The sequence below is a fragment of the Streptomyces sp. NPDC048248 genome (genome assembly GCF_043201875.1).
Taxonomy (GTDB): Bacteria; Actinomycetota; Actinomycetes; order Streptomycetales; family Streptomycetaceae; genus Streptomyces.
Map to the genome: position 1 here is coordinate 1 of NZ_JBICZL010000043.1, position 15,009 is coordinate 15,009.

11 protein-coding genes are annotated in these 15,009 nt (G+C 66.0%); 7 read left to right on the forward strand and 4 right to left on the reverse strand.

The window, feature by feature from the left end; all coding sequences use genetic code 11:
• Positions 1 to 559 precede the first annotated feature (559 nt).
• Complete coding sequence (locus ACGFZW_RS38645; RefSeq protein ID WP_393898023.1) at positions 560 to 1,099, reverse strand: hypothetical protein; 540 nt, start codon at positions 1,097 to 1,099, stop codon at positions 560 to 562.
• Between the two features lie 928 nt (positions 1,100 to 2,027).
• Here ACGFZW_RS38645 and ACGFZW_RS38650 point away from each other — a divergent pair.
• From ACGFZW_RS38650 to ACGFZW_RS38665, 4 genes are all read left to right on the forward strand, one after another.
• Entirely contained in the window at positions 2,028 to 2,669 is a 642-nt protein-coding gene (locus tag ACGFZW_RS38650; RefSeq protein ID WP_393898024.1) for a hypothetical protein, read from the forward strand.
• Positions 2,670 to 3,040: 371 nt separating this feature from the next.
• Entirely contained in the window at positions 3,041 to 3,379 is a 339-nt protein-coding gene (locus tag ACGFZW_RS38655) for a hypothetical protein (RefSeq protein ID WP_393898025.1), read from the forward strand.
• A gap of 34 nt (positions 3,380 to 3,413) precedes the next feature.
• Complete coding sequence (locus tag ACGFZW_RS38660) at positions 3,414 to 4,640, forward strand: putative T7SS-secreted protein (protein ID WP_393898026.1); 1,227 nt, start codon at positions 3,414 to 3,416, stop codon at positions 4,638 to 4,640.
• Positions 4,641 to 4,644: 4 nt separating this feature from the next.
• The gene (locus ACGFZW_RS38665; RefSeq protein ID WP_393898027.1) at positions 4,645 to 5,808 is read left to right on the forward strand and encodes a hypothetical protein; all 1,164 of its coding nucleotides are present in this window, start codon (positions 4,645 to 4,647) and stop codon (positions 5,806 to 5,808) included.
• Between the two features lie 16 nt (positions 5,809 to 5,824).
• Here the strand turns inward: ACGFZW_RS38665 and ACGFZW_RS38670 are convergent, their stop codons facing one another.
• Complete coding sequence (locus ACGFZW_RS38670; RefSeq protein ID WP_393898028.1) at positions 5,825 to 6,019, reverse strand: hypothetical protein; 195 nt, start codon at positions 6,017 to 6,019, stop codon at positions 5,825 to 5,827.
• Positions 6,020 to 6,297: 278 nt separating this feature from the next.
• On the opposite strand from ACGFZW_RS38670, the gene ACGFZW_RS38675 reads away from it, so the two are divergent.
• Positions 6,298 to 11,076 (forward strand): RHS repeat-associated core domain-containing protein, encoded by a 4,779-nt coding sequence (locus ACGFZW_RS38675; protein ID WP_393898029.1) that lies wholly within the window; start codon positions 6,298 to 6,300, stop codon positions 11,074 to 11,076.
• Positions 11,077 to 11,081: 5 nt separating this feature from the next.
• Positions 11,082 to 11,582: a hypothetical protein gene (locus ACGFZW_RS38680; protein WP_393898030.1), complete on the forward strand. Its 501-nt coding sequence runs from the start codon at positions 11,082 to 11,084 to the stop codon at positions 11,580 to 11,582.
• A gap of 645 nt (positions 11,583 to 12,227) precedes the next feature.
• Here the strand turns inward: ACGFZW_RS38680 and ACGFZW_RS38685 are convergent.
• Together ACGFZW_RS38685 and ACGFZW_RS38690 are read right to left on the reverse strand one after the other, a co-directional pair.
• Positions 12,228 to 12,365, reverse strand: a complete 138-nt coding sequence (locus tag ACGFZW_RS38685; RefSeq protein WP_393898031.1) for a hypothetical protein — start codon at positions 12,363 to 12,365, stop codon at positions 12,228 to 12,230.
• A 562-nt stretch (positions 12,366 to 12,927) separates the two neighbouring features.
• Entirely contained in the window at positions 12,928 to 13,299 is a 372-nt protein-coding gene (locus tag ACGFZW_RS38690; RefSeq protein ID WP_393898032.1) for a hypothetical protein, read from the reverse strand.
• Between the two features lie 615 nt (positions 13,300 to 13,914).
• Here ACGFZW_RS38690 and ACGFZW_RS38695 point away from each other — a divergent pair.
• Positions 13,915 to 14,262 (forward strand): hypothetical protein, encoded by a 348-nt coding sequence (locus ACGFZW_RS38695; RefSeq protein WP_393898033.1) that lies wholly within the window; start codon positions 13,915 to 13,917, stop codon positions 14,260 to 14,262.
• Positions 14,263 to 15,009 lie beyond the last annotated feature (747 nt).

Below are 15,009 nucleotides of genomic sequence, written 5' to 3' on the forward strand. Positions count from 1 at the left end.
GGAACCTGCTCCAGTGCCGGGGCCCATGCGTTCATGAATGCTCTTTCCTGGTGGGGAAACTGGGTTTCCGGGAAGGGGTTCAGATCGCTCGACAGGCGGCGGGCCGATATCAGCGATCAAGGCGTCTGGCCGCGGCCCCGAATCTTCTGGGGTGTCAGCAACCGCCGCACTGATGCCTGTGGGGGTGGCCCGGCCGGACGCGTTTCGGCGTTGAGGTAGCCCGCGCCTGCCGACCGTAGGCCCCAACTTCCCCAGTGTCTTGCCCATCTCGCAGTGGAAGGTCGCCCACTACAAGATGCGGATCGCGGACAGTCCCCAGGAACTGGAGACTTTCCTGGCCCTGCTCGTTGACGCGGGCGTCGATTCTTCCACTGCTCGCTCGGCGCTTCTGGCAGTCCGTATTCGACAGTTCCGCTCAACCTGGCGGGTTGGGTGAAGAAGGTCACCGGTCAGCCGACATCACCGTCGGCTCCGTCGGCCTGAGCCGCCGGCGACCTTCACGTTCTGGGAGCCCCTCCCGGCAGCCCCAAGAGCTTCTCCAATCCACCTGCCCAGCGCCTCAGTCTTCGCCGGTGGCGACGACGACTACGGCGTGGCCATTGCCTTTGCCGACCACGGCCGCGTCGAAGGTGGCTTCGGTGACCGGTCCCCAGCCCGCGCTGGTGCCGTTGGCGCCCTCCCTGTAGGCGGCGTAGCCGTTGGCGCGCCAGTCCGCGTCGGGACCGAGCAAGGCGATCAGTCCGTTGGCGATGGCGTCGGCCACCGGGCGCATCGGGCCGTCAGGGCTCGGGTGGACGAGCTCGCGGGTGAGGGTGGCAGCTATCCAGGGCGTCAGCTCGTTTGGGGAGATCCGCAAGCGCAGGGCGGTCTCCATCTTTTGAGGGTTTCGTGGGCCGCCATGTCCGTGCTTGCAGTGCCCGCAGTGCGGTGCGAGTAATCCGGTTGGCGCCAGGACGTCCCAGCACAGGTGCCCGTGGTTGCGTCCGTCGTCCGGCCCGAGGTGGACGATCCGGTCCGCGTACTCGGCCAACTCCGTCAGCCACATGCCGAGGTCCGGATCCGGCCCCAGGTCGTACGGCGCTTCGAATGACAGATTCATGGATTCCCCTTGTTCCGACCTTATTCGAATTGTGGCAAGCGATCATTGGAGCGGTGAGTCCTCACGAGCTTGACCACGCTCCACGTTTGCAGTCGTGTCCGTCATCGGGCAGGAAGGTCCGGCCGCGTGTGGACGGCAGCCCCAGGCGCGGGGTGCGGGACATCCTCACAGCTGCGCCCCTCTGTTCCATGTGTGACCTGTGGTTTCACGATCGCATCACACAGCTGGGGCGGAGACGAGGAACAGGGATGCGACAGAGAAGAGGAAGCTGATGCGTGCCCTCGTGCCTGTACGCGAGATGCCTCCCCGTACCGTGCGGGGATGGTCCTTGACTCATACGGAGAGCCTGCCGTTCGCGGCCAGGGGGCGTCCCGCTTCTTGATCAAAGGTGTATCGGGTGTGGCACCGGATGGTGGTGTTCGGGTCTTCGGGCATCACCGTGCAGGTGTGTGGGAGGCTCAACAACCGCTTGAGCTGGTCTATCGCGATGGTGTGAGGCACCGCATTGAGCGGGCTGAGATGGAGCCTCCCCTCAACGAGGCATGCGCATCGCGGGGCCAACGTGAGCTTGTGATCTATGGGTTGAGGGTTGAGCTGGTCCACCGCAACCACTGGGTGCGCGCCGCCGTCTGACTGCCAACGGAAGACCGTGCGTCAGCTGTGGGTGGGTCGCACCAGTCCCTGGTAGCAGGTGGCGGTCGACAGCCGTTGGCTACCAGGACGATGCAGCACCCAGCACCATCATGGAGGCGACCCGACTACGCCTGGAGAGCCGCAAGGGTCGGGCATCGCGCTGGGCATTTCGGATGCGGCTCCTCATTTCGCCCTACGCCTCACGAGGGAATGTGACTTGACGTCGAAGTGCGCGAGGATGGCTGTGCTCGTCGAGAGGCGCGAGTCAAAGCCGGAGTGATGGAGCCAATAAGAAATGACCGAGATCACGTTCGAAATCTCACGGCACCCGGTGGCACGGGAGTTCGCGGCACTGCCGGGGTGTGAAGCATGGGGGATCCTGTACCCGGTAGGCAAAGGGAAGGGGGCATCTGGCCCGGTGCTGGCTCGCGTTCATCGTGACATGGCCAGTTTCCAGGAGCAGCCGGCCTTCACCATTACTACCGCGGCAGAGCCGTCGCACACCCTGTGTACCGTCGTCCCCCAACCTGTCAGCGCTCGCCAGCAGATCTGCTATGCGGTGCATGATACGCACGGCCGTTCTGTCGGCCAGATCACCCACGAACGTTCCCCGCACGGAATGCGCCAGGCGTGGCGCATAGACGACTCCGGTAAGCAGGGCAGCGTGGTCGCCTATAAGGGAAATGTTCGCGGCTGGGTAATGTATTGGGCACTCTCGCCGTTTTGGGTATTTTTTGGATTGTTGGGGTTCTTCCACGACGGCGGGCGTCCAAGCAGCTTCCTGTGGGGTAAGCCCGACCGCGCCAGCTGGCGCGGTCGGGGTACAGGTGGATCGAGAAAGGCCGCCCTCGGCTTCAAGTCCGGCCGCTACCGTGGAGACACAGAGCTGCTGGACGCGAACCTCATCTACGCACAGGCCGCGCTGTACTGCGGGTAGCGAGTGGATGCCTCGTGGGGGCGCGTGTGTCTGAGGCGCACCTCACTGGAGTCAGGTGCTGGTCGGCCCGGTAGCTTCCGAGCGGAGACCCTCGCGCCGGAATGCGGTCGCCCGCCGCTGCGCCGAAGTGCCGGGCGCTCGTGCCGAGTTCATGCGCGTCTATCGGGGCCCTCTTCAGTCGTCGCGCACGCTGAAGGCGCATGGGTTACGCAGTATTTGAGGAATGCCCACCGAGCAGAGTGCCGCACATGGCTGGCAAGAAATGACATCTTGCCAATGATGCGCATCGCCCCAGTTGGGGTTGAACGCCTATTGTGTCCCTTTGTGGGGAGCCGTTAGACGTGCGGCCTGGCAAAGTTGATCAAGCTGATATGGTCCTCAAGGACGCGAGCCAAACAAAGGACGAGGTACGGCTAGTGGCGGGCCAGGACTTCCGCATAGACGTCGACCGCATGAAGGACTTGCTGCGCAAGTTGGGTGAATGCGATGACCGCATGCGTGACGCGAGCAAGAGACTCAAGAACGTCGGTCCGAAGGGATTGGGTACCGATGGACTCGACGACTCCTGTGACGAGTTTCAGTCGCAATGGGAAGACGGGATCACGCGCATTGCCAAATCCTCCAAGAATATCCATGAGCAACTGGCCCTGACGCTTGAGGCATATACGGCCACAGACGACGGAATCGCTAAGGGCTTCAGCCGAAAGTAGGCAACAGGCCTAGTACGACAAGGGGGGGCGGACCGTGTCCTGGAAGAGCATTTTCATCGCGGACGATGATGCCTGGCCGGGCCTCACGTTCAATCCGGCCAAGGGGGACCTTCACACCGTCAAGTCCCTTGCCTTCGACGTGAAGTCGGTGGGCGACGAGCTCGACGAGTTGCACGATTTGCTCAAGGGCGTCGGCAAGGCTGACGGCGTGTGGGATGGCGAGGCTGCGGAGAAGTTCAAGGCCAAGCTGGACAAGCTGCCCAGGTACCTTCAGCAGGGCTCGGAGTCGATGCGTGACTGTGCCAGGGCGCTGCATTCATGGGAGAGCCAGCTTGGTTCCCTGCAGAGCCGCGCAAAGGGTCTGGAAGCGGACGCCGTCGAGGCGCGCAGCCGCGCTGAGCACTCGCGCAAGCACTACAACGCACTGCGCGACAGGGCCGAGGACCAAATGGGCGCGGTCGTGGACTCGTCGGACAAGGACGTCTTGAGCGACAAGGCTCTTGGCGACGCTTACGAGGCCGCGGAGAACGCTCAGAGCCAGCTCGACGACATCATCAAGAAGGCCGAAGAGCTGCGCTCGCGGTGGGACAACGAGGCGGGCGTCGCCGAACGCGCGATCCTCAAGGCTTCCGAGAATCACCCGCCGGACCTTCACTGGTGGGACTACGCGCTTGACGGCCTCAGGGCACAGTGGCGGGGCTTCAAGGACTGGCTGGCGGATCACGCTGATCTGCTGTCCAACATCAGCGCGGTGCTGTCCATTCTCTCCCTCGCAACCATGGCTATCCCACCGGTCGGGGCGATCCTGGGCGGCCTGGCCATCGGGGCCAGCGCGCTGGCTCTGGCCGGATACGGCGTGAAGGCATCGCGCGGCGGGAAAGTCGGTGTCATGGACTGGGTCGGCGCAGGCTTGGGAGTGGTCCCAGGAGTAGGCGCAGTCAAGGGCCTCAAGGCCGCAGGGTCTGCCGCGAAGGCCGCCGGGGCCGTAGCGAAGGGCGAGAAGGTCGTCGCTGCGGGCGCCGGCATGGCGAAGTCGGAGCACATGGCCCGGGGCATGGCGGACGGCTTGATGCACACGGGCATCAAGAAGGCCGCGTCGTTGTTTCAAAAGGAAGGCGCCGAAGCGCTCGATGTAGCGCACTGGGGTGCCCGGGGCACACAGATGGGCGTCAAGGGCTTCGGTCTTGAGCATCGTCTCGAGGCGAACTGGCCCGCCGACAAACCACTCGGCAAGGCATTCCTGACGGCGGCGGGTGCATAGACGCATGAATGACGTGGTCAGCGATGTGGCCCTCGCAGCGGACGATGGCCCGCCCCTCACCTTTCGCGTCCCTCCCGCCTTCTTCGAATACCCCCTGACAGACGACCCCGAGGCCCTCGCGGAAGACCTCGCTGACCTTGCGGTGGAGGTGTATCCGCAGGGGAACGACGACCTCTGGTTCAACTTCGTGGTGACCAGCATCCCCCTCGTCGCCGAGATGGTAGAGGCAGGGGTGAGCTACGCCGGGCTCTGTCTGCTGGACATCGAGGGACAACGCAGCACCGCGACAATCACTGCGACACTCGTCGACGATGTGCCGCAGGCCAAAAGGCTGACGGCCAAGGGTCTGGCTGAGGAGCTCGCCGCGGAATCCCCACACAGCGAAGTCGAAGTGATTACGCTGGCCGCCGGCGACGCGGCCGTCCGGCTCGCTCCGGAGGTTCGGGAACTGCCCGGCGAGATCACCGACTCTCGTCAGCCTGAATCGCTGACCACTGGAAAGATCTCCGTCTTCTTTCCGCTGCCCGACCGCGGCGAGATCGGGCTGTTCGACCTCAGCACCGCCTGCTTGGACGACTGGAACCTTTACTCCGAGCTGTTCTTCAACATCGTCAACACGATCGAGGTCGCCGGGAAACAGCCCGAGACACCGCCCGGCGAACACGACGCAACCGATCGCCCGGTGACGCAGCCAGCGCCGCCCCCACCCGAGCCTGAGCTGGCGCAGGCTCTGTACTGGCACTCCAGCCGCCTTCTCGACGCTCTCGCACTCCACGGGCGAATGGACCAGGGAAACCACCTGGCCCAGATCACCTGCCAAGACTGCTACGCGAAGGGGCTCAGGTCGGTCTGTGCAGCCCGGCATCAATGGCAGATCGACGAGGTCCACCCCGCGGCCCTGCCTGCGGCGCTCGACCGAGTGCACACCCACTTGACGGCCAGCGGCTGGTCCCTGCAGGCGGACGGGCCAACCGAGGCAACCGCGGCCGCGGGGCACAGCTCCTCGGCGCTCACCTGTCACGCGACAGCGCTGTCCAGTGCACCGCGTGAGGTGGCCGGCTATGCAATTCGCGTCGACGGTAACTCCGCAGAAGGGCGGCTGACCGCCGAGGTGAGGTCTCCTTGCACCCGGACGGTACTGGCTCCGGCCGGGTCGCTGTTCGGTTGAGGCTCAGCGGGGCTGTTCAGCTGTCGGTCGGCAGTCTGCGTGCCAGGTTCCCGGCCAGATGCCGAGCCGCGAAGGCCCCGTCTCCCTCGTGCGTGGCCAACTGCCGGAGAAGTTCCACCGCTGCTTGAGCCTCTCGCAATGTCAGCAGTGGCAGGCGCGTCTTGTCGCCGTCGACCACGCCGTCCACCGACGCCGGTAGTCGATCGTCCATGTCACCTCTGCCCAATGCCTGACGCTCCAGGTGGTCACGCTCGCGCTCTCCACCGGCGCACCGCCCAGTGGGTCCGTCCTTTGGCTCAGGGGTAACGCGGCATCGGCACTCCGCACCAGCTCCGCCGGCGGGGTCCGCCGCCGGAGCCCCTACAGGAGCCGGCAGAAGACAGCAGCCTGGGGAGCGAGGCGTGGGCGACCTAATTCCGCCTTGAGGAACCATCCGCCTAGGTGAGAGCGTGTGATCATCTGACTAATAGTTACGGGGGCTGTTTTCGCATGGGTGTTGTGCTGCCTGGGTGGGCGGACGAGGTACTCGACATCATCGGGGTCTCCTGGCCCAACGTGGACGAGGACGACTACCGCCAGATGGCCGACGCCATGCGGGAGTTCGCCGACGACATCGACGACGGCGCGAACCAAGCGCACACCGCGATCCAGGGACTCGTCTCCTCCGCAGGCGGCTCGGTGGCCGTCGAGGCACTCAATGCCCACTGGAGCAAGATCAACGGCACGCACCTGAAGAACCTGGGGGAGTGCGGCCGCATGGCGGCCACCGCCCTGGACGGCGTCGCCGTCCTCATCGAGGGCGCCAAGCTCGGCGCGATCGTCCAACTCGGCATTCTGGCGGCCGAGGTGATCGCCGCGCAGGCTGCGGCTCCGTTCACCTTCGGGCTGTCCGAGCTCGGTGCGCTGGCCGCCACTCAGGCCACCCGCGTCATCGTCAAGCGGCTGTTCAAGGAGGTCTGCCAGCAGGTCGCCGAGCAGGTCATCAGCATGGCCCTCACCCCCGTTGAGGAAGCGCTCGGCTCGATGGTCGGAGACCTGGTCGTCCAGCTGGGCGCCAATGCCCTCGGCGTCCAGGACGGCGTGGACCTGGGACAGACGGCCAAAGCCGGTAAGGAAGGCTTCAACCAGGGTGTCCAGGGCGCCAAGGAGTCCGCGAAATCAGCCGCTGACAACCCCGTGGAACTCCTCAGCGCCGGCGGACGTGGTGGGTCGGGCGGCAGCGGAGGATCCGGAGGCGGCAGCGGGTTCAGTCACGATCCTGAGGAACACGACAGGGTCGTGACGGGTCTGCAGAGTGCGGGCGGAACCTTCCGCAACAAGGCCGGCGGCAAGATCGGCCGAGCCAGGAGCCACCACGGCCGCACCCGTGGCAAGGACGCCATCGCAGACGCGGCGAACGCCATGCTGGACAAGGTCATCGACGGCATCGAAGACGGGGTGAAGAAGACCGCCAAACACCTCGACGACAACATGGCCCGCGGCATCAAGCAGATGGCCAAGAACCATCACGACAACGATCGCGCGCTCTCCGATCACTTCGCCGGCCTGGGCAAGGGAGCCAAGCCCGACCCGAAGGCTCCGCACACCTCACTCAACTCCGCGGGCAAGGGCACCGGACAGCCGGGCAAGGGGGCCCCCTCCCTCGCAGGTTCGAGTAGGAGTGGCCAGCCCTCGGACGGCAACATCGGCTGCCACACCGCCGGCGACCCGGTCGATGTGGTCTCCGGCCAGATGATCACTAATGCCCGAGACTTGGAGCTCCCCGGCCTGTTGCCCCTGGTCCTACGCCGCGCCTACGCATCCGGCTACACCGCAGGCAACCTGCACGGCCCTGGCTGGTCCTCGACCATCGACCAGCGCATCGAGATCGACACCAAGGGCATCCACTACGCCGGCGACGACGCGCAGATCCTGCACTACCCGCTGCCCACCCACACCAGCGAACAAGTCCACCCCGAGACAGGTGCACGCTGGCCGCTCACCTGGGACCGACACACCGACACCATCCGCATCGAGGACCCCGACCACGGCTGGACCCGTCACTTCGCCGTCTCAGGAACAGCTGCCGGCCTGGAGCGCACCACCCGCGCGATCACCGAAATCACCGACCGCAACAACCACAGCATCACCTTCGTCCGCGATGAGACGGGCACACCGACGGAGGTACGTCACAGCGGCGGCTACCGGATCGCTGTCGACGCCATCCCCACGTCGGCCGGCTTGCGCATCGAGGGGCTGCGGCTCCTCAACAGCACAGGAGGCGGCCCCGGCACCACAGTCGTCGGCTACGAGTACTACCCCGATGGCCGCCTGGCCGGGATAGTCAACTCCTCCGGCCTGCCCTACGAGTACGAATACGACGATGCGGATCGCATCACCGCCTGGACCGACCGCAACGGCCAGACCTACACCTACGTCTACGACGAAAACGGCCGGGTCGTCCGCGGCATAGGGGAGAACGGGGAACTCTCCGCCCAGTTCCGCTACGAACCCGCCCGCCGAATAACCACCGTCACCGACAGCCTCGGCAATCCCACCGAATACCACTACGACGACCAGCACCGCGTCACCACTACCGTCGACCCACTCGGCAACACCACCTACACCGGATACGACGCCCTGGGCCGCATTGTCTCCCGTACCGACGAGATCAACCGCACCACCGGCTTCGACCTCAACCAGCACGGTGATCCGGTCCGCATCACCGACCCAGCCGGCGGCACCATCGAACTCGACTACACCGAACAGCGCCAGGTCTCAGCCATCCGCCAGGACGGCGAGCAGGTCGCCGAGTTCACCTACGACCGCAACGGCAACCTGCTCACCACCACCGACGCCACCGGCGCCCGCACGCACCGCCGGTACGACTCGCAGGGCCGCCTGACAACGGTCACCGACGCTCTCGGCCAGATTCGGCACCTCGAAACCAACCCCGCAGGTCTGATCACTGCAGTCACCGATGCCCTGGGCAACACCGCCCGTCTCACCTACGACGCCTTCGGCCGCACCATCGCCTTCACCGATCCGCTCGGAGCCACCACCCGCCTCACACGACGCCCCGAAGGTGAGATCACCGAACGCAGCCACCCCGACGGCACCACCGAGACCTGGACCTACGACCCCGAAGGCAACGTCACCGAGCAGCGCGACCAAGCTGGAGCGCTCACCCGCTTCACCATAGGCCCCTTCGGCCGGCTGACGGGGCGCACCCTTCCCGACGGCGAGGAACAGCACTTCACCTACGACACCGAGCAACGGCTCCTCTCGGTCATTACCAACGGCGCCACCTGGAACTACCGCTATGACGAAGCTGGACACCTCGTCGGCGAATCAGATTTCAACGGCAACAGTCTCACCTACCGCCTCGACGGCGCCGACCAGCTCCTGGAAACCACCGACATAGCCGGCCGCACCACCACCTTCGCGTACGACGTCCTCGGCCAGCTCGTCGAGCGCCGCAACCCCGACGGCTCGGCAACCAACCTCAGTTACGACAGCCGCGGACTGCTCAAGCAGATCGCAAGCCACGGCATCGCCCTTCACTACGAATACGACAAGCTTGGCCGCGTCCTCACCGAAACCATCAACGGACGCTCCACCACCTACACCTACGACGAGCTCGGCCGCCGCACCAGCCGCACTACCCCCACAGGCATCACCTCGAACTGGTCCTACGACGCCAACAACCAGCCCACCAACCTCGCCGGCACCCTCGGCTCCCTGGCCTTCGCATACGACCCCGCCGGGCAGGAAACCACCCGCTTCCTCGGCAACGGCGCAGCCCTCACCCAGACCTGGGACGCCTGCCACCGCCTGAGCGCCCAGTCCCTCTGGGCCTTCGACCACACCACGAAATCCGCCGACCAGGCCTACACCGGCATCCAAGAGCGCACCTACACCTATCGCACCGACGGCCTGCCCAGCACCGTCACTGACCGCCGCCGCGGCCGCCGCGAATTCGAGCTAACACCCGCCGGCCGCATAACCCGCGTCACGGCCGACAACTGGACCGAGACCTACGCCTACGATGCTCTCGGCAACATCACACAGGCCCACGACAGCCGCGAACCCGACGCCACGACCGCCGGCGAACGCGCCTACACCGGATCGCTGCTGCGCACCGCGGGACGCACCTCCTACGACTACGACGACCAGGGTCGCCTGGTGCGCATGTTGGTACGCACCCTTTCCGGGAAACGCCGGGAGTGGCGCTACTGGTGGGGCCCAGAAGACCGGCTGGTCAGGGTCGACACCCCCAGTCGCGGCTCATGGGTCTACGACTACGACCCGCTGGGCCGTCGCATAGCCAAACGCCGTCTCGCACAGCGCGACGGCCAGACCATCGCCGCCGAGACCGTCGTCTTCACCTGGGAAGGCGCAAAGCTGATCGAACAGTTCAGCACAGACGACGACGGAAGCCGACGCACGGTCACCTGGGACTGGGAACCTGGCTCGTGGAGGCCCCTTTCGCAAACCGAGCGCGCATGGGCTACCGATGCGAACAACGCCCACGGAGACGTCGATGAGCGCTTCTTCGCCATCGTCACCGACCTCGCTGACACCCCCAGCGAACTGGTCACCACGGACGGGCGCGTCGTGTGGGCGGCTGAGGAAGACCTTTGGGGAGCGTTGCGCGGTGCCCGGCGGGCGTGCCCCCTGGGCAGGCCCGGGCAGTACCACGACGACGAGACGGGCCTCGAGTACAACCTATACCGCTACTACGACCCGGCCACCGGGCGCTACCTGAGCTCCGACCCTCTCGGCGTGCAGGCCGGCCCCAACCCGCACGCATACGTTCCCAACCCCCTGTACTGGGTCGACCCCCTCGGTCTGGCAAAACAGCCCTCGGGTATGGGTGGCTGGTACGGCAAGCTTCAGCCCGCCAACTGGACCGACGGAAGCGACAACACCCGCTACGAGATCAACCATCTCCCGGCCAAGGATTGCTACCTCAACCTCGGCCTCCCCACCGACCTCAAGGAGTCCACCGGGCCCGCCATCCGCATGGAGTACGACGACCACCGCGACTTCATCAGCACCGGATCCGGCAAGATCAACGACAAGTGGCGAAGGGATCAAGAAGCCCTCATCAGGCAGGGCAAGTTCGATGAGGCAATGAAGAAGGACATCGACGAGATCCGAAGGAAGCACGGCACCAAGTACGACGCAGCCATCAAAGAGATGGTCGACTCCCTGCCGCACAACCGTAAGTTCCAGAAGTACCTGGCAGACAACGGCTGGAAGATCAGGACCTGCCTCCTACAATGACGACCATGGAAATCGAACTGGACCCGCCGAACGGCATCACAGGCTTCCCCCTGGGCATGCCTGCCGAAGCCGTCAAGGCGGCAGCCGCGGAACTAGGCGAGATCAAAGTCCGGGACGAGGACGCCCCGGACTTCTTCCACCCCATGCGGATCCTCACTCTGCACCCCCAGTTCGAGATCAACTTCGTCATGGAAGACGCCAAAACCCTTGAGTACGCCGAACTGTGGATCCCCCGCCCCGGCCCCGAGGAGATCACGGTCCGCTTCCGTGGCATCGACGTCTTCCGCACCCCGGCCCTCCAGCTGATCGGGCAGATCGAAGACATGGGCTTCACCGTCCTGCACGATGAGCCCAGCTACTGGGTCGTGCCCCGCCTCTCGCTCGGCTTCACCCGTACAGCCGGACACGAGGTACCTCTCGACACAGACGGCCAACCCCTCTACTTCCAAGCCGCCCTGACCGGACCGACCGACTACTACGACTACAAACTCGACAGAACCAGCTGAGCTCACCCGCTGGGCGAACGGCGAGTCGGTTGAGCAGATCCGGCCCGAGTGACCTGTTGATCCCACTGGCAAACGCAGGGGACGGGCCCAGCGTCGTGAGCATCGACCGCGCCCTTGTCGAGTACGAGGAGCTGGAGGTGTGCCCCGAAGCTGTCGCCCAGGTGCACGCCGCCCCTGGACATGCCGCGGACATGCTCGCGGTACGCCTGGTTAGCCGCTTGGTAAGGGCTTGCATCGACGTTGCATGGGACGTTGTATCGGAGGTTGTAGGGGGCTTGCGTCACCTCGGTTACGTCGACCCGAAGTGCCTGGTCAACGGCCGTGGTAAGCGCCCCGCAGGACCCTGACTTCCCTGTGTGCGCTACCTCCTGGGCCTGTGATGAGTGGGGTGGTTCGTGGAGTCGGCGCGGGAGGGAAGGGCGGGCGCTGCGCGGGCCTCTCGCTGCGCGGCTGGGGCGGGTCGGTGCCCGGCGTGGGGGTGTGTGCGGCGGCCGAGCAAGGGGTGGGCTCACGAGAGCGGGAGGCGCTGGCCGCCGCCCGTATCCACAGGGGCTCTGCTACGCCCGGCTTGCGTCTGTCTCAGTGAGTGGCCCGGCGTGCATGCCGGGCTGGGCGTGTGGGCCGGCGTGGTCTGGTGCTCTACGGCTAGGCGTTCTTCATCCGGTCGTGTGCCTTGCCCATCTCGATGAAATGGTTGGCTTGGTCCGTCAGCTCGTCCTTGCCGGCGGTGCTCGCCAGGTCAGTGACGTTTGCGTTATTCGCGCCCCGGCCGCTGTCGCCCAACGCTTTGTCCTCGAATGCCTGGGCCTGTTGCTGTTGCTTGTGCGGGGTCTGGTTCTTCAGCGGCTGCTGGTGTCGGGTTGAGCAGGCTCATCAGGGTCTGGAGCGGTCCATTGGCGATGTTGGTCGTGATTGTCTCCTGTTCGTGCGCGTGCGCCGGGCCCGGGGTGGGCCGGATGTGCGGTGTTCGGGCGCTGGTATCGGCAGTAGTGCCCGGTAGCCGGGCCGGAGGCGTGAACCCCTTCGCGGAGGGTTGCTCTCTTTTGTCGTCGAGGCTGGCCTGCCGCCTTCGGTGCCGGTGGTAGTCCGAGCCCGTCCGGGACGACGCAGCCGTCCGTGTCACAGTAGCTGGCCGGCGACGGCAGTGGCCGGGTGGCCGGACGTCGTCAGCTGGTGCCGGCCGAGAAAACAACGGTGCCGCCTTGGTGCCTGACCCGTACAGACGGGTCGCTCCCTGCACCCGCTGTGCTAGGGCACCCACAGCGCAGCAGAGTCCCGGCCGGCTACAAGTCACCGCCGGGCGAGGCTCTGTTGTGCACCACGAGAGGCCCCGCGCGACCTGTTGTCATGCCGTCAGATACGAGTCCCCGATAAAGGAGTCAGCAGCACAGGTGTCCTGTTCACGCAGCTCCTCCAGTCGCTTTTGGTACAGCGGCCCCGCGGCATGTGCCGCTCGCGCGGGAGAGGGCGCGGCTTGCTCGATGAGGTGTTGAGCAGCAGCCTTGACCGCCGCCGACCAGGCCAGCACGTGCTGCTGAGCGCCACGCCCGCATTCCTGCGGTTCGCCGGGCAGGCAGAGCGGCAGGGTGGGGCCGATCTTGTTCGCCGCATGGCGCACATGTCGAGCGATCACGTCCCAGTCTTCCTCAGTCCGTTGGACGGCTTCGGTGTGGCCTTCTTCCAGCCACCAGTCGAAGTCGTCGCCGTGATCAGCCATGTGCGTGCTCCTATGATTCGGTCCAGCGATTCACTCGGGTGTGCCGATCGTAGCCGCGCTCGGTGCCGCTTCCCGAGGGTCGCAGTGGCCCACTGAAGGGACACACGGCGAGCAGGGGCCGCAGCTCGGCAGGGGCCGTGGGGCGTACACGCTTCAGCCGGTCAGACCGTGGGCCGCTGCGATCTCCGCGCTGATGCGTATCCCACATTTGCGGAGTGGTTCATGTCATCGGGCGGAGCGGTCCGCCCGGCCCCGAACCCACGCCGGTTGGTGTCTCCGGCTGTAGGGCAGTTCCAGGAGACGAGCCAAGGCCGCTCTGGCCAGATGGCGGCCCAGTGCGCGACAGAGAGCCGGGGCCTCATAACCTGGTGATCAAGCTGGTCTGGCACCACCGGGCCAACCGCATCACAACGGGGGATCCGTATGTCCGTGTACTCGCCGCCACCTCAGGGGCCGACACCCTATGGCCAGCAGCCCGGCCCGGCCCCGTACGGACCACCCGCACCCGTAGGCTACGGTGGCCCGCCTTCATACGGGGCGCCTGCCCCTGGCCCATACCCCTATGGCCAGCAGCCGGCATTCGTGGCTCCGCCGGCCCAGCAGTCAGGCGTTCTCATGTTCACGCCTACCGGGCCTGCACGCCGCCCGTGGCTCCGGCCGCTCATCGCGCTGGGCATCGTGACGGTGGTGTTCGCCGGCCTGTGGATATTGAGCGTGGTGACCGACGACGGTAAGCCCGACGCGAAGGTGGCCCGTTACGCGGTCTCCGGGGACTGCCTGGAAAACCGTGGCACACACGCCAAGCCCGTCATGTTCACCATCGCCTGCAGCGACGCCAAAGCCGACTACAAGGTCCGGTTCAGCGCCACCCAGTACGGCAAATGCCCACCCGAGTTCGACGAGTACACCGAGCGGGGCGGCACGCACTACACCACGCTGTGCCTGACCCCGGTAGGCCACTAGCCAGCATCGCCGGATCGGGCACCCTCAGCCGGGGTGTCCGCACCACCCGTTTGTGGTTCTCCGACCGCCAGCCGCCGGACGCCAACCAAGTGCGTTGGGTGTCGATCGAACTTGTTGCTGCCGTGTGCCCTGTCGGCGACCGCCCACATGCTCGGACCATTCCACACGTGTGCCTCGGGCCGCTCTCCCGGCTAAATGGCCCCGCCTAGGGCTCTGTTCGCCGGGGCAGAGGGGGACCTCAGCCGGGGGCGCAGGGGGCCTGCCTCGCGTTGGTTACGCGAGGGCAACAGCAGCGCTGATCCGCTCGCGAGTTCGAAGGCTCGCCCTGCGCTGCCCCGGCGGGGTGAGCATCACTGGGTGCTGCGGGGCCGGCTTCCGTACACCGCGAGAGGAGGTCGTTAGCGCGGCGTCCACGGTGGACGCCGCGAGTGCGCCGGTAGGCCCGTGAGTGCGAGACGTTGCGGCGTGGCCTGTGTGGCGTGGGCGAGCGGCAGAGACGCGGTGCCACTGGGAGGCCGCAACTGGGGTGGCTAGGAGGCCGACGGTTGGCAGGGACGCACGAGAGCTCTTGGTGTGCTCCAGAGGTTGGTCGGCATGGGCCTCGAAACCGTGCTGTCATGATGAGTTCATGATCAGTGGGATGGGTGAACGGGCGGGTGCCGTGCTGGACGATCCGGCGCGGCTGCTGGCCGCGGGGCGGGCGGAGGTACGGGAGCACATCGAGGGTATGACCGCTGAGCACCATAT

Excerpts from the sequence above, each read along its gene's own strand:
- ACGFZW_RS38690 (WP_393898032.1), bottom strand. The coding sequence starts at position 13,299 with ATGGCTGATCACGGCGACGACTTCGACTGGTGGCTGGAAGAAGGCCAC.
- ACGFZW_RS38670 (WP_393898028.1), bottom strand. The coding sequence starts at position 6,019 with ATGGACGATCGACTACCGGCGTCGGTGGACGGCGTGGTCGACGGCGAC.
- ACGFZW_RS38675 (WP_393898029.1), top strand. The coding sequence starts at position 6,298 with ATGGGTGTTGTGCTGCCTGGGTGGGCGGACGAGGTACTCGACATCATC.
- ACGFZW_RS38695 (WP_393898033.1), top strand. The coding sequence starts at position 13,915 with ATGTTCACGCCTACCGGGCCTGCACGCCGCCCGTGGCTCCGGCCGCTC.
- ACGFZW_RS38650 (WP_393898024.1), top strand. The coding sequence starts at position 2,028 with ATGACCGAGATCACGTTCGAAATCTCACGGCACCCGGTGGCACGGGAG.
- ACGFZW_RS38665 (WP_393898027.1), top strand. The coding sequence starts at position 4,645 with ATGAATGACGTGGTCAGCGATGTGGCCCTCGCAGCGGACGATGGCCCG.
- ACGFZW_RS38680 (WP_393898030.1), top strand. The coding sequence starts at position 11,082 with ATGGAAATCGAACTGGACCCGCCGAACGGCATCACAGGCTTCCCCCTG.
- ACGFZW_RS38655 (WP_393898025.1), top strand. The coding sequence starts at position 3,041 with ATGGTCCTCAAGGACGCGAGCCAAACAAAGGACGAGGTACGGCTAGTG.
- ACGFZW_RS38645 (WP_393898023.1), bottom strand. The coding sequence starts at position 1,099 with ATGAATCTGTCATTCGAAGCGCCGTACGACCTGGGGCCGGATCCGGAC.